At 69.8% G+C, this 18626-nt stretch carries 11 protein-coding genes; 8 read left to right on the top strand and 3 right to left on the bottom strand.

Annotated features, from left to right (window positions below; all coding sequences use genetic code 11):
- The first annotated feature begins 20 nt into the window (after positions 1-20).
- The 8 genes from ACIG5F_RS11695 to ACIG5F_RS11660 all read left to right on the top strand — a co-directional run bounded on the left by ACIG5F_RS11695 (position 21) and on the right by ACIG5F_RS11660 (position 15533).
- Positions 21-1379, top strand: a complete 1359-nt coding sequence (locus ACIG5F_RS11695) for an ABC transporter substrate-binding protein (RefSeq protein ID WP_396517550.1) — start codon at positions 21-23, stop codon at positions 1377-1379.
- A complete protein-coding gene (locus ACIG5F_RS11690; RefSeq protein ID WP_396517549.1) occupies positions 1376-2302 on the top strand; it encodes a carbohydrate ABC transporter permease in 927 nt (308 codons plus the stop codon). Before ACIG5F_RS11695 ends, ACIG5F_RS11690 begins: the two co-directional genes overlap by 4 nt.
- Positions 2299-3165 (top strand): carbohydrate ABC transporter permease, encoded by an 867-nt coding sequence (locus ACIG5F_RS11685; RefSeq protein WP_396517548.1) that lies wholly within the window; start codon positions 2299-2301, stop codon positions 3163-3165. The genes ACIG5F_RS11690 and ACIG5F_RS11685 overlap by 4 nt, the downstream gene beginning before the upstream one ends.
- A 36-nt stretch (positions 3166-3201) precedes the next feature.
- Positions 3202-6210 (top strand): discoidin domain-containing protein, encoded by a 3009-nt coding sequence (locus ACIG5F_RS11680; RefSeq protein WP_396517547.1) that lies wholly within the window; start codon positions 3202-3204, stop codon positions 6208-6210.
- Between the two features lie 275 nt (positions 6211-6485).
- The gene (locus tag ACIG5F_RS11675) at positions 6486-9644 is read left to right on the top strand and encodes a hypothetical protein (protein ID WP_396517546.1); all 3159 of its coding nucleotides are present in this window, start codon (positions 6486-6488) and stop codon (positions 9642-9644) included.
- 10 nt (positions 9645-9654) lie between these two features.
- Complete coding sequence (locus ACIG5F_RS11670; protein WP_396517545.1) at positions 9655-13521, top strand: hypothetical protein; 3867 nt, start codon at positions 9655-9657, stop codon at positions 13519-13521.
- Between the two features lie 24 nt (positions 13522-13545).
- The gene (locus tag ACIG5F_RS11665) at positions 13546-14742 is read left to right on the top strand and encodes an Ig-like domain-containing protein (RefSeq protein ID WP_396517544.1); all 1197 of its coding nucleotides are present in this window, start codon (positions 13546-13548) and stop codon (positions 14740-14742) included.
- A complete protein-coding gene (locus ACIG5F_RS11660; protein WP_396517543.1) occupies positions 14742-15533 on the top strand; it encodes a G1 family glutamic endopeptidase in 792 nt (263 codons plus the stop codon). The genes ACIG5F_RS11665 and ACIG5F_RS11660 overlap by 1 nt, the downstream gene beginning before the upstream one ends.
- Here ACIG5F_RS11660 and ACIG5F_RS11655 read toward each other — a convergent pair.
- The 3 genes from ACIG5F_RS11655 to ACIG5F_RS11645 are packed head-to-tail and all read right to left on the bottom strand — an operon-like array spanning position 15523 to position 18601.
- A complete protein-coding gene (locus tag ACIG5F_RS11655; RefSeq protein ID WP_396517542.1) occupies positions 15523-16179 on the bottom strand; it encodes a hypothetical protein in 657 nt (218 codons plus the stop codon). The two genes, ACIG5F_RS11660 and ACIG5F_RS11655, sit on opposite strands and share 11 nt — an antisense overlap.
- The gene (locus ACIG5F_RS11650; RefSeq protein ID WP_396517541.1) at positions 16176-17432 is read right to left on the bottom strand and encodes a Gfo/Idh/MocA family protein; all 1257 of its coding nucleotides are present in this window, start codon (positions 17430-17432) and stop codon (positions 16176-16178) included. The genes ACIG5F_RS11655 and ACIG5F_RS11650 overlap by 4 nt, the downstream gene beginning before the upstream one ends.
- Entirely contained in the window at positions 17429-18601 is a 1173-nt protein-coding gene (locus ACIG5F_RS11645) for an ROK family protein (protein ID WP_396517540.1), read from the bottom strand. Before ACIG5F_RS11645 ends, ACIG5F_RS11650 begins: the two co-directional genes overlap by 4 nt.
- Positions 18602-18626: the final 25 nt, after the last annotated feature.

Here is an 18626-nt window from a genome sequence, read left to right as displayed (position 1 = left end):
CCCGCCCCGAAGGACCGACAATGATGTCACACCAGCGTAGAACCGCGTCCGCGATCGCCGCCCTGCTGGCCGTCGGCGTGCTCACCGCCGCCTGCGCCAGCGCGGATCCCAACGCCGGCACCGAAACCACGGCCGCCAGCTTCACGCCGCAGCCCCAGGACGACCACGCCAAGATCACCGTCTGGGCCGACTCGACCCGCCTGCCCTCGGTGCAGGCCTACCAGAAGGCCAATCCGGGCGTGCAGATGGACGTCGTCACCTACGACGGCTCCGCCGACGGCTCGACCTATCTCCAGACCAAGGTCCAGCTGTTCGACCGGACCGGCAGCGGCTGGCCGGACGTGGTGTTCGCGGCCCCGACCGACGTGACCTGGGCGTCGCAGCCGACCGGCCCGAGCGCGCAGGCCTTCGCCGCGCCGGTGGACGAGGGCCTGGTGCCCGCCGACACGCTGAAGAGCTTCGCAACGGGATCGCTCGCGCCGTGCCAGTTCAGCGGCCACACCTACTGCCTGCGCAACGATATCGCCCAGGTCGTGCTCTGGTACAACAAGTCCCTTCTGGACCAGTTCGGCTACTCGGCGCCCACGACCTGGGAGGAATACCAGGCGCTGGGCGAGAAGGTGGCCAAGGAGCACCCCGGCTACCTGGTCGGCGCGATCGGCGACACCAACTCGCACGAGTCGTACTTCTGGTCCGCGCAGTGCCCGGCCCAGCAGCTGACCGGCGCGAACGCGCTGCGCTCCAACCTCCAGGACCCGCACTGCACCAAGATGGCCGGGCTGCTCGACGACCTGATCAAGGCTGGTTCGGTGACCACGCAAGGGTTCTTCGGCCAGGGCTTCGCCAAGGACAACGGCGGCAAGGTGCTGATGGCGGTCGGGCCGTCCTGGTACGGCAAGTACCTGTTCGACTCGGCGTTCAAGACGCCGGCCGGGCAGCTCGCGGCCGCGGCCCCGCTGAAGTGGCAGGGCGAGTCGCAGGCCTACACCGGCAATGTCGGCGGCGGCGTGTGGATGATCTCCTCACACAGCAAGAATCTCAAGGCCGCCACCGCGTTGGCGTCCTGGCTCACCACCTCCGACGACAACCTCGCCGGCGCGCCGACCTACCCGGCCTACTCCCCCGGCGCCAAGGCCTGGCTGGCCAACCCGGCCAACAAGGACTACTTCGCCACCGATGTGTCCACCGTGTTCCAGCAGGCGGCCAACGAGGTGTGGACCGGTTGGGGCAACACGAAGTTCAGCGACGCCACGGCGTGGTCGAGCGTGGTCTTGCCGGCGGTGACCGCTGGCAAGACGCTCACCGAGACGCTTCCGGCGTGGCAGAACGAGATCGCCAGCGAGGCCAAGTCCGTCGGATACACGGTGACCACGCAGTGACTGCCCTCGAAACAACGATCGCCACCCCGGCCCGCCGCGCCGCCGTGCGGCGGGCCCGGGAGGGCGGCCTCTCCGGCCCGCTGTTCGTGAGCGGATACGTCGTGCTCCTGCTCGCTTTCGGTGTGCTGCCGACGTTGTACGCGGTGTACCTGGCGTTCACCAACGCGCGCGGGCAGTTCACCGGCCTGAACCAGTTCCTGCGGGTGTTCCAGGACTTCCGGTTCTGGCCCTCGTTCGGCAACATCGTGGTGTACCTGGTGTTCTGGCTGCTGCTCATCGTGGTCCTCACCGTGGGGGTGGCGGTGGTGCTGCGCGGCCGGATGCCGGCCCCGCTGTCGGCGGCGATCCGGTTCCTGTACTACATCCCGGGCGCGCTGGCCGGCGTGGCCAGCGTGCTGGTGTGGCTGTTCATGCTGGACCCGTCGGTGAGCCCGGTGAACTGGGTGCTCAGGGCGCTGGGCTTCGACACCTTCGCCCAGGTGTTGGCCCCGGGCCACCTGTCGCTGATCTTCGCGCTGATCGCCTTCTGGACCGGGGCCGGCGGCTGGATCGTGGTGATGCACGGGGCGCTGAACAACATTCCGCAGGAAGTGCTGGAGGCGGCCAGGATGGACGGGGCCGGGCCGTGGCGCACGGCGCTGCACATCCAGATCCCGATGATCCGCAAGTGGATCGTCTACATGGCCATCCTGGCCTTCGCCGCCGGCACGCAGCTGTTCGTGGAGCCGCAGCTGTTGCAGACGGCCTCGCTGGGCCGGGTCAGCCCGACCTGGTCGCCCAACCAGCTGGCCTACGTGTACGCGTTCCAGCACGGCGACTTCAACGGGGCCGCCGCGATCTCCCTGGCGCTGTTGGCGATCGGGCTGTTCGGGGCCGGGCTGCTGGTCACCCGGTCGGGACTGTTCAAGGTGGACGAGCAATGAAGCGGATCATCGGCATCGCCGCAATCATCGTCGTTCTCCTTGTCCTGCTGGCGTTTTTCGTGCTGCCGGCGGTCTGGTTGCTGCTGGCCCCCACCAAGACCGCCGCCGAGCTGGCGAGTGACTCGCCGCTGTCGTTCGGCTCGCTGGCCAACATCGGCCTGGCCTGGCAGCATCTGACCGGCTTCGAGGACGGCGTGCTGTTCACGTGGCTGCGCAACTCGGCCGTGTACTCGGTTGGCGCGCTCATCGTCACGCTGCTCACCAGCATCCCCGCCGGCTATGCCTTGGCGCTGAGCAGGTTCCGGGGCCGCAAGCTGCTGCTGAGCGTCACGCTGATCGTGATGATCATGCCGTCGGCCGCGCTGGTGCTGCCGGTGTTCCTGGAGCTCAATCTGGTGCACCTGATCGGCACCGCCTGGTCGATCATCCTGCCGTTCTCGTTCTACCCGTTCGGCGTGTACCTGGTGTACATCTACTTCGCCACCAGCCTGCCGCGCGAGCTGCTGTCGGCGGCCCGGCTGGACGGGGCCACGGAGTGGCAGATCTTCACCCGGATCGCCCTGCCGCTGGCCACGCCGGTGGTCGGCCTGGTGGCGTTCTTCAGCTTCGTCGGCAACTGGAACAACTTCTTCCTGCCCTACCTGGTGTTGCCGGCCAGCGACCAGTTCCCGATCCAGGTCGGGCTCAACCAGCTGCTGTCGTCGACGCCGTCGTTCAACCCGGTCGCCGGCGCCGGCCTGAACATCACCAGCCCCGAGCTGGCGCTGGCGATCATCGTCGCCATCCTGCCGGTGCTGGTGCTGTTCCTGTTCTCCCAGCGCACCCTCGTGTCGGGGATGCTCGCCGGGTCCACCAAGGAATGATCCTCCATTCTCGACAACGACGTCTCGGGAGTGCCCATGCGCCACCGTCCCCTCGGCGCGGCGTTAGCCGTGCTCATGGCGGCCGCCGCCGTCACAGTGTCCACTTCGGACGCTTCGGCGGCCACGACCACCACGTACACCGTCTCCCCGACCGGCCAGGGCTCCGCCTGCACCGCAAGCAATCCCTGCGCGCTGCTCACCGCCCAGGGCAAGGTCCGCAAGGCCACCGGCTCGACGTCCACAGACATCGCGGTGGTGCTCAAGGACGGGACCTACCGACTGGACAAGACGTTCACGCTCGACGCCGCACAGGGCGACTCCGCGACCAACGGCCACACCGTCACCTACGAAGCCGCCGCCGGCGCGCACCCGGTGATCAGCGGCGGCCAGCAGGTCGGCGGCTGGCAGCAGGGGGCCAACGGCGTCTGGTCGGCCACGGTGCCGGCCGGCACCGACACCCGGCAGCTGTACGTTGACGGCGTGCGGGCCAACCGGGCGGCGGGGCCTGACCCGACCGGATTCACCCGCACCGCCACCGGATACACCACCTCCGACGCCACTTTAGCCGGCTGGCACAACATCTCCGACGTCGAGTTCCTCTACAACGTCGGCTGGACGCAGATGCGCTGCGGCATCGCCTCGGTGTCCGGCACGACCGTGACGATGAAGCAGCCGTGCTTCGACAACTCGACCAAAAAGCCGTACGGCGTCAACGCCGACCGGCCGGACTGGGTGGAGAACGCCAAGGAGCTGCTGGACAGTCCGGGTGAGTTCTACCTGGACAAGCCGGCCCACACGCTGTACTACATCCCACGCCAGGGCCAGGACCTGCGCAGCGCCGACGTGGAGATCCCCCGCCTGCAGACGGTGATCCAGGGCACCGGTGCCGTCGCCAAGCCGCTCAAGGGCGTGGGCCTGAAGGGCATCACCGTCCAGTATGGAGGATGGACCGAGCCCAACGGCGGTGACGGCTTCTCCGAGGTTCAGGCCAACATGCGGCTCACCGGCAACGACGCGTGGGAGAAGCAGGGCTCCTGCGACCGGTTCTCCAAGACCGATCCCGGCACCTGCCCGTACGGCAACTGGACCATGACGCCCGGCAACGTGGTCTTCGACCACACCGACGGTCTCAGCCTCCAGGGTGACACCTTCCAGCACCTGGGCGCGGCCGGGCTGCAACTGGGCCAGTACGTGCACAACTCCTCGGTCACCGGCAACGTGTTCACCGACATCTCGGCCAACGGCCTGGAGATCGGCAACGGCGCCGACGCCAGTCCCGCCGACCTCGACGTGATCCCGGCCGACAACACGATCGCCGACAACTGGGTGCACCACGTGGCCGTGGACTACTCCGGCGGCGTGGGCATCTTCCAGGGCTACGCCCGCTACGACACGATCACCCACAACCAGGTCAACGACGTGCCCTACAGCGGCATCAGCTCCAACTGGGGCTGGGGCTGGAACCCGAACACCCGGTCCGAGGGCAACAAGATCACCGACAACCTGGTCTTCGACCACATGCAGCAGCACTTCGACGGCGGCGGCATCTACGTGCTCGGCCAGGAGGGCACGACGCTGGCCAACGGCCTGCTGATCAGCGGCAACGTCATCCACGACGGCGTGGGCGGCGGGCACGCGATCTACAGCGACGGCGGCAGCCAGTTCGTCACCGAGACCGACAACGCGGTGTTCGGCAACGACGAGTACTCCTTCGGCGGCTGCAAGGAACAGAACAACCCTTACGGCGACTTCAACTTCACCGGCAACTACTACGAGAACACCACGCCCGACTGGCCGTGCGGCGAGCCGGCCAACGCCGTCATCGCCAACAACACGCAGGTGGCCTACGACGGCGCCGGCGTGCCGGCGAGCCTGCTGGCCAACGCCGGCCTTGAGGCGCAGTACAAGGGCCTGCTGGCCCCGCCGGCCGGCGTCGCGTCCAAGAACCTGGCCACCGGCAAGCCGGTGCAGGCCCAGTTCCTGGACGGCAGCACCGCGCAGCTCCAGCCCGAGTCGCAGCTTTCCTATGCCACGGATGGAAATCCCGGCACCTATGTGCAGGCCAGCGGGCAGTTCAAGTGGCAGCTGGTGGTCGACCTCCAGCAGGCCCAGACCCTCGGCTATGTCACGGTCGGCATGCCGCGGCCGCATTTCGCCACCGACTTCCACGTCGACGCCTCCACCGACGGCAGCGCGTGGGCGACGGTCGGCACCGTGCACGGCAGCGGCTGGGGCACGGTCCCGGTCGACTTCGCCAGCCCGATCTCCGCCCGGTATCTGCGGATCGTCGCCGACAAGCCGGACGACTGGGGCCAGCGTGGGGACCAGATGGCGATCAGCGAGGTCGGCGCGTTCGCCCCGACCAACCTGGCCGCCGGGGTGAAGATCCAGGACGGCGCCGCCGATCTCGGCTCGGTCAGGCGCCTGACCTCCGTCGCCGCCAGCGAGTGCGACGGAAAGCCGTACAGCGTCGCCGCTTCCACCGACGGCAAGACGTGGACGACGGTGATCGCCGACTCGCGGACCGGCGAGCTCCAGGCCCCGGTCTCCGCCCGGTACCTGAAGTTCAGCGCCATCAAGGGTTCCGTCACCATCACCGGTGTCACCGCGTTCGGCCCGAACGACACGGCGCTGAACAAGCCGGCGACGGCGCTGTTCATCGACGGGACCCAGGCCCAGTTGCAGCCCAACTCCACGTCCGCGCTGGGCGATGACGGCGACCCGAACACCTGGACCCAGGCCACCAACCGGTACCGGTGGGCCTACCAGGTGGATCTCCAGCAGGCGCAGTCGATCGACGTGGTGTCGCTGCTCATGCCGAACGACAAGTTCGCCACCCGGTTCCACATCGACGTGTCCGTGGACGGCTCCACCTTCTACACGGTGGCACGGCGGGTGGACAGCGCCGGCGGCATCACCGGCGTCCAGCTGGACCAGACCGTGAAGGCCCGCTACATCAAGGTGGTGGCCGACCGGCCCGACGACGGCGGCCAGACCGGTGGCCAGATGGCGGTCAGCGAACTGGCGGTTTACGGCTCCAAGTAAGGGAAGCGAGGCCGCGCCGGCACCCCCGGCGCGGCCTCACCGATCCGCTGGTCGAGGCCAGGGACGAGGCGGTGATCGCCCGGGTTCTGGATAACGGGTACGCCGTTACCACGGTGGCGATGATCCCGGGCTGCGGGAGTTCCGGCTCTGGCTGACGCCTTCCCGGACACCCGGGAAATCTTCCCGGTTTCCTGGGTGCGTAATCCCTGTCGTGCGGGAACTTGGCCGGCACAGGATACCCCGGCTGCTCCGAACGGCGTTGGGGGATGCGCGCTATGACCGACGGCACCGAGAGCCCATTCTGGCGACGGCCGATCAGCCGACGACTGCTGCTGGTCGCGGGCGGAAGCGGACTGCTCGCGGCGGCACTGCCGCCGGGGTCCGCCCTGCCGATGCTGCTGGCCGCCGACGCGACACCCTCGCTGACGCTGGATCTGCTGCGGCCGCAGGACATGCTCAAGCTGCGGTACGAGTTCTACAACCTCCAGGTGGCCAACGGCCTGCTGGTGCCGGTGGACCCGGCCCAGCAGTCGCTGATCGCGGTGAACTTCGACTCGCAGCACGTCATGGAGCAGACGACGTTTGTCTCCAACTGGGGCGAGACGAACCAGCAGCCGGGCACGATGCCGGCCCCGGGCACGGTGCACGCCCAGGCGGTGGCCGGCAGCCGGCTGGTGTTCCTGGTGCCGACCACCGTGAAGCAACTGCCGTTCACCGAGGACGGCCTGCTGAACTGGACCAGCTGGGTCATGCAGGTGGTGCCGAAGACGCTCCAGGCCCCGCCGCAGCACACCGATCTGCTGCTGGTGGACTGGCTGCACCTGACGCCGGAGGCCAGCTCTTCGTGGCTGCACCTGGCCACGCCGCTGACCTCGCAGGGCCGCACCGAGCTGTGGCACACGCGGTTGGCGCTGCGGGACGGGCTGGGGCGTCCGGACGGGACGCTCGGCCCGGCCCCGATCCGGGCGATCGCGGCCGATCCGGTGCCGGCCGACACGCCGTTCAAGGCGCTGGTCGGTTATCCGTACGACACGACGGTGCCGGCCAAGCTGGTCGACCAGAGCAACCGGATCGAGCCGGTCACCGCCGATCTGCTGCTGCTCAGCGCCCAGGGCTCGTCGGTGGAGCTGGCGGCGGACTGGGGTGGCAGCGCGCCGATCGCCCAGTGGCGGCACCGGTCCTCGATCGGCCGGGACAACTACGTCCGGGTCGAACAGCGCGGATTCCTGTTCCCGTACGGACATCGCGCGACCGTGGTGACCGAGACCGAGCGGTTCATCGTCGACGGGGTGGCGCAGTTCCTCCAGCGGGCCTACATCCGGATCCGCCAGCAGGTCAACAACTACGAGGACAACTCGCTGCCGTTCACCAGCGTCGAGATCGGCATGTCGACGACGCCGAACCTGGCCCCGAACCCGGAAGTGGTGTCCGGCAACACTTTCTGGGTGCAGTACGCCACCGGGACGGGCGCCGGCAAGGCCGACATCCCGTTCCCGATGATCGGCACCGACCACGCCGGCAACCGGGTCGAGTTCACCGCTTTCATGGCGTTCGTGCACATCGAGGACGCGTACGACAGCGACGGCCTCAGCCAGCTGCGGGCCAAGTTCCACAATGGACAGTACACGCCCGGCGCGTTCACCGACGGCCGGCGGGTGCACGACTTCGGCGGCCAGCACGTGGCCTACGCTCCCCCGGCGGCCAGCACGCTCGGCGCGGCCGACGACGCGCCGACCGACGCCGGCACCACCGCCTTCCCCACCACGGCGATGTTCATGAGCAGCGGCGACGGCGACCCGGCCGGCCAGTGGCGGGTGCACGAGCAGCCCAACTTCACGCCGTCCATGCTGGCCGCGCAGGTGTCGCTGCCGGCGGTGGGCAAGCTGGTGCAGCAGGAGATCACCGCCACCATCGGCTACGACCCGCAGTACCTGCTCAACGGCATCGACGGGGTGGCGGCGCAGACCTTCGCCCGGGTGCAGACCTCGGTCGAGGCGATCGGCCAGGTGCTGGAGAACCTGCCGCTGCCCAACGGGAAGTTCCCCGACGCCGAGGTGCGGGCGACCTTCGCCGCGGTGGTCAGCAACGTCGGCGGCGTGACCGTGCCGGACCTGAACATCGGCGCGCTGTCCCGGGAACTGGGGCCGCTCAGCGGCAAGGCCCGCGACATCGAGGGCATCATCCGGGACGGCAAGTTCAATCCCAGCAAGTACTTCGCCCTCTCGGCCAAGCTGCTGGGCGGCATCAGCCTCGGCGACCTGATCGGCGCCGACCTGCCGGACACGCCGACCCTGCCCGACCTGCCCAGCATCGCCGACGGCCCGAAGATCGTCACCACCCCGGTGTACCCGGGCAACGACACCAGCCGGCCGCCGACGTCGATCACCACGACCATCGACTGGCAGCCGAAGATGCCGACGAAGCTGGCGCTGCGGGTGTTCCAGCCCAGCATCGGCGACGACAAGGCGACCCTGACCCTGCACGGCGAGTTCCACACCAGCGTCAGCGACAATCCCACGACCACGTACAGCATTCACGGCGATCTGCGGAACTTCACGCTGATCCTGGTCGACGGCACGCCGAGCAGCCCGCTGGGCTTCATCTCGCTGGCCTTCCGGCAGTTCACCTTCGACGTCACCGACAACGCCAAGCCCAAGCTGCACGTCGACATCTCCGACGTGGGTTTCCTGGGGCCGCTGGACTTCATCAACACGCTGCGGCAGTACCTGGTCAGCAACGGCGACGGGGTCAGCATCGACGTGCAGCCGACCGGTGTCACCGCCGGCTACACGCTGGCCATCCCGGACGTCGGCGTCGGAGTGTTCGCCTTGCAGCACCTGGCTTTCAGCGCCGGCCTGAACCTGCCGTTCGACGGCAGCGCGGCCCGGGCCCGGTTCGCGTTCTGCAGCCGCGAGCATCCGTTCACGCTGTCGGTGTCGCTGTTCGGCGGCGGCGGCTTCCTGGCGCTGGCCCTGGGCACCGACGGCTTCGAGATGCTGGAGGCGTCGATCGAGTTCGGCGGCTGCGTCGCCTTCAACCTGGGCGTGGCCAGCGGCTCGGTGTCGGTGATGGCCGGCATCTACTTCAAGCTGGAGCAGGACGGCGACGACGACATCGTCACGCTCAGCGGCTACCTGCGGGCCAGCGGGCAGCTCAACGTGCTCGGGCTGATCACCATCTCGGCCGAGTTCTACCTGAGCCTTGGCTACACCAACGAAAACCACACCAACACCGTCGAGGGCGACGCCTCGCTGACCGTGTCGATCGACATCCTGTTCTTCCACAAGTCGGTCACGCTGCACGTGCACAAGAGCTTCGCCGGGCCGTCCAGCCAGCGGTCCGCGCTGGCCGCTGCCGCCGGCGCGCCGCCGAAGTTCGGCGACCAGCTGAGCCAGGACGACTGGAACACCTACTGCGACGCTTTTGCCGGCTGAGGGGAAAACCATGCCGACCCAGACCATGGTGTGCACCGCCCTGCCCAACGGCGTCGGTGTGGACAGCCACGGCGCGCCCGCGCTCAAGCTGTCGGTGCACATCTCGCCGCGGCTGAGCGGCGGCGCCGACCTGTCGTCCTTTCCGGACTGGCAGAACTGGCCGACCACACCGCTGACCTTGCAGGTCAAGGTGGGCGGCGTGGTGCTGGCCGCCACCCCGGCCGGGCCGGCGCCCAGCACCACGTTGTGGCCCAAGCTGTTCCCGACCACGACGAAGGTCGGCGACCACACCGGGCCGGAGATCGTGCTCAACGACACGTACGTGCGGACCTATCCGGCGCGGGGCGTGCGGAACTTCGTGCGCGACCAGTACGCGTACATGGCGGCCAACAACCCGACCTCGCACCCGAACCTGGGCGACTACTTCGACCAGGGCGGCTCCCTGACCGCCCAGGACGGCCGGTCCTACAAGCAGTACCAGCTGCACCAGGTGTGGCTTTCGCCGCTGACCAAGGCGTTTGCCATCGACGCGTTGCGCCACCAGTTGGAGGACCAGCACTACATCGACGTTGAAGCCACGAGCTTCAGGCAGGCCCTCGGCGGTGTCGGGCTGACCGACTACCAGACGAACTTCCTGCTGGCCGAACTGTTCCACGGCCGCGACCCGTCGTCCAACCCCGGCGGCAGCAGCGGAACGCTCAAGCGGGCGGCGATCGAGCAGGAGCCGCTGGAGTTCCACGGTGTGGTCGGCGCGCTCGGCCAGTACCCGGCGCTGCTGCGCCAGCTCGGCCTGGTCCGGGACGTGACCGTGCCGCTGCCGAACCCCTTGCCCAGCGGGGAAATCGACGTGCAGGTGGTGGTGCCGGGCCGGGCCGCGGTCACGCCGGTGACCAAGTCGGTGATCACCGCGACCTCGTTCGCCGCGGCCCCGGCCAACCCGGATCTGGTGTCCGGCGGACTGTTGCGTTTGGACGGTCCCGACTTCGACGTGCACGAGATCGACCCGGACGGCGCGGCGGTGAAGATGCTCGGCTTCGCCGAGACGATGTCCCGCACCCACCGCGGCTACAACGACAACAAGAAGCCCGGCAGCGACGCCCCGGACGAGCAGCCGCCGCCCTCGCTGACCAGCGGCGGCCTGTCGATCAACGATTCGGGACGGGGCCGGCGGATCTTCGAGGCGATCTCCGCCCAGGTGGGCCTGGTCGACACGCCGACCGTGCGTGCCGAGGAGATCACCCGAGGGGTGCGGATCGACGTCTGGGACGACGTTTCCCAGTCGTGGCACAGCCTTTGCCAGCGGCAGGGCACCTACACGTTCGCCGGCGCCACCGTGAAGGCCGGCGACGAGGGCACCGTCACCACAGCCCACACCACCCAGGCGTCAGACAACAAGAACGTGCTCTACCTGCACGAGACCATGGCCACCTGGACCGGTTACAGCCTGGTCGCGCCCCGGCCCGGCAAGGCGATCGCCGACGACGGCGGCCTGGTCGACGGCGGCAGCACCGCGCCCGGCAGCGACTTCAACCTCCAGGCCACCTTCACCGCGACGCCGGGCACGCTGCCCAAGCTGCGCTTCGGCCGCGGCTACCGGTTCCGGGCCCGGCTGGCCGACCTGGCCGGCAACGGCGTCCAGCTCGGCGACGTCAAGGACTTCACCGGGGCCACGAATCCCGTTGTGTACTACCGGTTCGAGCCGGTGCAGGCGCCGACCGTGCTGTTCCGCAAGCCGCGCACCGAGGGCGAGTCCCAGGAGCGCATGGTGATCCGCAGCAACTTCGACACGCCGGCCACCGGCAGCAACGAGCGGCACCTGGCCCCGGTGCGGGTGGCCGAGCTGATGGCCGAGCAGCACGGGCTGTTCGACGTGCCCAAGACCATCCTCAGCCCCGGCGGCATGGACAAGCTGGCCTACGCCAAGATCAAGCAGCGGGACACCGGCTCGTTCGCCACCGGCGGCACGCCGGACGGAAACTCCTACGACGTCCCGTATTTCGACACCCCGCAGCTGTCCGTGCCTTATCTGCCGGACGTGCTCAGCCGGGGCGCGGCCTTCGCCGGGCTGCCGGGCGCCGCCGACGGCGAGGTCGTGACCAACGACTTCGCGCCGGGTTTGCTGGGCTGGCCGGACATTCTGCCGTTCCGGCTGCGCATCAGCGAAGGAACCGACGCGCCGAAGCCCGGCGTGGGCGTGCTGGACGTGCAGGTGCCGAAGGGCCGCACCTTCCAGGTTCGCTACAGCAGCCGGGTCAACGCCTCGGACCTGGCCGTGCTCGGACAGTGGAACTGGCTGGCCGACGCGGTGGCCGACGGCAGTGTCCTGCTGCCGCCCGGCGCCACCATGGCCTCCATGCGGGATCTCGCGGTCAAGGGCCAGCTGTGGCTGCTCACGCCGTTCCGCACGCTGACCCTGGTGCACGCCATCCGGCAGCCGTTGACCACGGCCGAGTTCAGCAAGCCGATCGCCGTGCGCCGGCCGGGCCAGACCACCGCGAACATCGTGGACCGCATCACCTTCGACCGGCCCAGCACCAGCAAGATCGACGTGCTGGCGTCGTGGCAGGAGCCCGTGGACGTGCCGGCCGAGCCGGCCCCTCAGCACCTCAAGGGCGCGACGCAGGCGTTCGAACTGGTGGCGGTCGAGGACGACGAGACCGGCAACGTCATGCCGGTCAACAACCCACACGAGTTCCACGACACCAAGCACCGCATGGTCACCTACACCCCAGTCGGCACCACCCGGTTCGCGGAGTACTTCGTCCAGCGCAGCACAGTGAAGCTGACCGGAACGGCGACCGTGTCCTCGGCCGGCATCGTGCCGGCGACCGATGTCGTGCGGGACAGCGGCACCCGAGCGACCTACGTTCGCGACACCGACTACTCCGTCGACTATCTACACGGGACAGTCACCGCGATCACCATCCCGGCCGGGACTTCGGTCGAGATCGCCTATGTGGCCCCGCCGATCACCCGCAACGGCGCGGGCGTCACAGTGAACGTGCCCAGCTCAGCCCGACCGGCCGCGCCGCAGATCGCTTACGTGGTGCCGACCTTCGGCTGGACCCGGGAAACCACCACCGGCGGCGTGACGAGCACCAGGCGGGGCAACGGTTTGCGGGTCTTCCTGGAGCGGCCGTGGTATTCCTCGGGCGACGGCGAGCAGCTGGCCGTGTTGACCCTGAACCAGGCCGGGCCGGTGCCCGACGACCTCAACCGCTACGTCACGAACTGGGCGCAGGACCCGGTGTGGCGCTCCACCGCCTTCGCCCGGCCGCCGCTGGTCACCGACTTTTCCCTCGCCGCACATACGAAAACCGCGCTCAAGCTGGCCGAGAGCGACAAGGACCCGGCGGTGAAGGACACCGTGTCGGTCGCCCCGCACGACGTGTTCTACGACGCGCAGCGCAAGCTGTGGTACTGCGACATCACGGTCGCGCCGCCCGACCCCAGCCCGTACCAGCCGTTCATCCGGCTCGCACTGGCCCGCTACCAGCCGAGCTCGGTGGCCAACGTGGAGCTGTCCCCGGTGGCGCAGGCCCAGTTCATCCAGCTCAACCCGGACCGGGCGCTAAGCGTGTCCTATGTGGACTCCACGCGGGTGAGCCTGATGGTGACCGGTTTGGCTGCCGGCAACGGCAACGCGAAGCTGTCGGCGACGGTGCAGGTGGCCGATCCGGCGCTGAGCGGGGACGTGGCCTGGCACGACGCCGGGCCGGCGGTCGACCTGGGCTCGGCGGGCGCCGGCCAGTGGCGCGGCCAGGTCGTGCTGCCGGCGGCCCGGGGCAGCCAGCCGTTCCGGCTGGTGATCCAGGAGTACGAGGCGTTCCCCGACGGCGGCAGCCGTCTCGTCTACGCCGACGCGGTCCAGATCTGACTCTGTTCACCCGGGAGGAACTCGATGCACCGTCACCGCTTCTGGGTGGCAGCCGCGGCGGCGCTGGCCGCCGTCGCCGTGACCGCGCCGGCATCCGCCGCCACGCCGGTGAAACCGGGCCTGACCGCCAAGGCCGCGGCGGCCCTGCCGACCGCCGGCAACGGCGTGTTCCAGATCCGCATGCAGAACCAGCCCGGTCTGGGTTTCGGCACGTTCACCGTCACCTCCGGCGGCCGGGACGTGCTCTACAGCGGCGGCGGCCCCGGCACCAGCTTCATGATCCTGCGGCACAACACCGCCGACGGGCCGCAGGACTTCGTGCAGGGCCAGTACCTGACGCAGCCCAACGAGGAGTCCCTCGACGACCTCGCCTGGACCATCAACCCGTTGGGCGCCATCGGTCTTGAGGCCAAGTGGTTCCTGAACGGCGCCATCCTCACCGAGCACGTCGAGGTGCACGGCAGCACCGCCGCCGACTCCAGCGTCGAGGTCACCACCACCATCGACGGCACCGGCTCCGACCAGTACCAGATCCAGTACCTGTGGGATCTGGCCGTGGGCAAGGACGACGGCCCGGTGCTCCAGAGCGAGCCCGCCGGCGGCACCTTCCGGCCGTTCGCGCAGTCGGCCACCACCGAGACCACCCTGACCGGCTTCGACAGCCTATTCGCGTCCGACAACGACGGCAACCCGGCCACCCCGACCGCCGCCATCGGGCTCACCGGCTCCGGCCCGTCGCGGATCACGCCTCCGCCGACCGTGCCGCTGTCAGCCAAGTTCGTGTGCTGGCCCCAGGCCGTCGGCTCGCCGATCGGTTACTATCAAACGGATCCGTCCGTCGACATCAGCACATCGGCATCGACCTGCACCGGCCCGTCGGGCAACGACTCCGCCGTCGCCTACCTGTTCGCGCCCGGGCAGTCGCGGGTGTCGGCCTCCCTGTTCTCCATCGCCCCCGACGCCACCTCCCTGAAGGTCGCCCCGGCGCGGCTGGTCAGCCCCGCCCTGAGCGCCACCCTCACCGACACCGTCTACAACCACCCGGTGCCCGGCCGCACGGTGTCGTTCAGCGTCAACGGAAACACGTTGTGCACAGCCACCACCGACGCCAACGGCGTCGCCGCGTGCGGCGGCACCACCGAGGGCTTGGCGGCCGCGCTGGGCTATTCGGGAAGCTACGGCGGCAACGCCGTCTGGGCCGCGACGACAGGACACAGCTGATGCGCAAGAAGATCCTCGCCGTGGTGGCAGCCGCGATGCTGGTGGTCACCGCCCACCCGGCGGCCGCGGTGCCACCGCCGAAGATGCCGATCTGGTCCGGCTGGGTGGGTTCCCCCTCGGGCACAGCACCTTTCCGCGGCATCAGCGCGAAGTGGGTCCAGCCGGCAGCCACGTGCAACAAGCCGAACAGCCGCGGCGTGCACGACGAGTACGCCAGCTGGATCGGCCTCGGCCAGGGCGACAACAACATCAATGACTGGCTGGTGCAGATCGGCGTGATCACCGACTGCGGCGGCATCGGCGAGGCGAACACACCGACCTACGAGATCTTCTGGGAGGCGGTCGACGGCAGCGTGGACACCAGCGCCGTCATGCCGCCCCAGCACACATCGGACTACGTGCACGCGGGCGACCAGATCTCGGCCAAGGTCACCACGGACGCCAAGGGCGTCTGGTGGGTGTCGATCGACGTGAACGGCACGAACCGCGAGCAGGTCCAGTTCACCCCGAGCCCCGCGCAGAAGGCGCAGTCCCACGCGATGCTGGAGTCCTACTTCGCCGAGGTGATCAGCGAGTCCCGGCAGTTTCTCCAGCAGTGGCCCAACTTCGGCTCGGTGACCTTCACCGACATCCAGGTGAACTTCGACCCGAACCAGCCTTGGGTGGGCTTCGGCACACTGACCGGCCCCCTGCCCACCGAGGCCCTCACTCTCAGTGGAAAGCCGGCGACCAGCACGGGTCCGATCAACACGGCCGCCAACAGCTTCACCACGACCTACCTCAAGCCGTGAGTCGCTGCCAGTCGCCGATGCCGTCCCACGCGAGGTCGAGTTCGCGCGACCGGTGACGTGCTCGGGCCGACACGGCGGCGTGCACCCTGCGCATGAACGCCAGGCCGCCGCGGGCATTCAGCAGGCGGCCGATGCGCACGGCGTCACCATCGCGGGCGGTCGCCACCAACTGCTCGACCAGCGCGGCCTCGGTGCGGGACCGGTCGATCGTCCCCGGCCTCGGCGGGCAGAGGCACCGGCCCGGCCGCGCCGGTCGGGCACCAGTCCCGCCGGCATCGATGCGGACGGCTTCGACGAGGCCGTCGGCGATGGCGACGTGGGTGGTGCCGCCGGGCGGAATGTCCCGGTACAGCAACGTGCCCGGCCGCGCGGCGGTGGGCGGGCCGAGCAGCCCGGCGAGCACGCGCTCGGGCATGCCGGCCTTGATCGTGTAGACCAGGTGCGCGGTGGGGTCGACCTGCTCGTTGGCCGCCCTGGTCAGCGCGGCGATCGCGGCCCGGTCCCCCAGGTCCCGCACGGCGGCCGGGACGGCGATCGGGAAGCGGCAGTGCTCGTTGGCGCACAACACGGTCACGCCGGCCACGACGTCGACGGCCGCCGGGGAGACCCGGCAGCAGCCCCCGCACCGCGGGCACCGCACCGTCATAACAACGCCACCGTGCCGCCGCTGTGCCGGGCCTGCTCGGCGGCCCACACCACTCGGTGGCTGTCCAGCGACTCGCGCGGCCCGGACCGGATGCGGCTGGTGTCACCGGTGTCCACGGCGTGCAGGAACGCGGCGACCGCGGCGCTGTCGCCGTCTCCGTGATCGATGATGCCGCGGTCGGCCAGCGCCCGGTCGGCCACGTCCACCACGGTGATCCGCGCGGCGGGATGAGCCCGGAACTCGTGCAGCACCACCCGCTGGCCGTCGGACTCCAGGTAGCCGTGGGCGCCGAAGATCCGGGTCTGTCGGTGATCCATCTCGGTGAACGCGGTGACGGTGTGGGTCGCGGTGACACCGTTGGCGTAGTCCAGGGCCACCACCTGGTGATCGACGACGTCGTTGTCGCAGGCGTAGACGCAGCGGCCGTAGGGGCCGTCGGCCAGCGCCTGCCGCAGCGACTGCTCGGTCCTGGCCGGCGTGACCACGCCCAGCGGCCAGTGCTCCCGCTCCCGATCTCCCAGGCAGGCCCCGTAGATCCGCACCGCCGAGAACGGGCAGTCGGCTTCGACCGCGCAGTCCAGGCACCGGTCGGCGGCCCCGGCCGGGCGGTTGGCCGGCGTGAAGTGGGTGAGCCGGCCGAAGGAGGCGACCCGGGCCGGCCGGGACTCGATCAGGTACGACAGCCAGTCCAGGTCGTGGCAGCACTTGGCCATCAGCAGCGAGCTGGACCGGTCCTCACGCCGCCAGTTGCCGCGCACGTACGAGTGCGCGAAGTGCCAGGCCCCGACCGGTTCCAGGTTCTGCACGCTGACGATGTCGCCGATTCGGCCGTCCCGCACCAGATCCTTGATGACGTCGGTGTACGGCATGTACCGCAGCGGGTGCAGCACCGCGAAGACCACACCGGCGCGGCTCACGGCCTCGACCATGCGGGCCGCGTCCGGCTCGGTCGGGGCCATCGGCTTCTCGCACAGGATGTGCCGGCCCAGCCCGGCGAACCGCACGCACGGCTCGGCGTGGTCCGCGTCCTGGGTGGTGATCAGCACCGCGTCGAAGAGATCGGTGCGGGACAACAGGTCCCGCCAGTGGCCGACGCAGTTGTCCGCCGGCACGCCGTGGTCTGCGGCGAGCCGTTCCCGGCGTTCGGCGACCGGCTCCGCGATCGCCGTGACCACTCCGCCGGCCCGGCGGATTCGCCCGCCGTGTTCCCACCCCCGCACGCCGGCCCCGAGGACCGCGACACGAACCGTCATGAGCGTCTCCTTGGCGTCGCATTCGGCAGTAACGGTCGTACGTCGTCGAGCAGGTGGTCGAAGGCCCGCCGCCGGGCGTGTTCGGCCGCGCCCAGCAGCACCGCCCGGGAACCGAGCGTGGACAGCAGCAGCGACGGCTCCTCCATGCCGCGGCAGGCCAGCCCGAACCGTTCGGCCAGCGGGGCCAGGATCACCTCCCCGGCAAGGGAGATCGCGCCGCCCAGGACGATCAGCCGCGGGTCGATGGTGTGCACGATCTCCGCGAACGCCCGGCCCAGCAGCTCGGCCAGCTCGCCCACCTCGGCCACGGCGTCAGCGTCCCCGGCTCCGGCCGCCTCGAACAGCTTGGGCGCACGGTCCTGGTGCCGGCGGAGCCAGTCGTTGGCCTGCCCCCACCGGGAATCGCGGATGTTCGCCGACTCGCCGGCCTGGTTGTGCGCGCCCCGGTGCAGCACGCCGCCGTGCACGATGCCGAAGCCGACCCGGCGGCCGGCGAGCACCACCACCACGTCCTCGGTGTCGCCGGCCACGCCGTACCGCTGCTCGGCCAACACCCCGAGGTTGGCGTCGTTGTCCACGCTGACCACTGCTGTCGGGAAGCGGTCGCGCACCCGCACCAGCAGCCGGTCCCCCACCCAGTCACCGGCCCGGACCACCCAGCACAGGGTGATGCGGCCGTCCCGGTCCACGATGCCCGGCGTGCCGACGGTCACCGCACGCACCTGCTCCCGGGTGATGCCGGCCCCGGCCAGTGCCCGGTCCGCCACCCGCTCCATGGCCGCCAGCCGAGCGTCGGCCGAATCAGTTGGGTCGACCGTCTCCGGCTCCGCCTCGCCCGGGCCGGGACCGAGGTCCGACGGTCCGGCGAGATCGTCCACGCGAGCTCGGATCGTGTGCGCGCCGACGTCGATCGCCAGCTGGTAGCCGTACTCGGCGTGCAGCTGGTAGAGCACCGCCGGGCGGCCGCTGGCCAGCGCCACGGGCTCCGACCGGCGCACAACTCCCTGCGCCACCACCAGGTCCAGGGCCCGTTCGACGGTCGAGCGGGACAGCCCGGTCTCCCGCACCAGCTCCGTGTTGGTCCGCGCCTCGCGGTCGTAGAGCCGCTCCAGCACCGTTTCCGCGTTCCACCGGCCCAGGTCGGTGGTGTTGGCCGGACGACGAAGCACGACCGCTCCCCTCATTATGCCCAGA

The organism is Kutzneria sp. NPDC052558 (assembly GCF_044547355.1).
Taxonomy (GTDB): Bacteria; Actinomycetota; Actinomycetes; order Mycobacteriales; family Pseudonocardiaceae; genus Kutzneria.
This window is presented reverse-complemented; position numbering and strand designations above follow the sequence as displayed.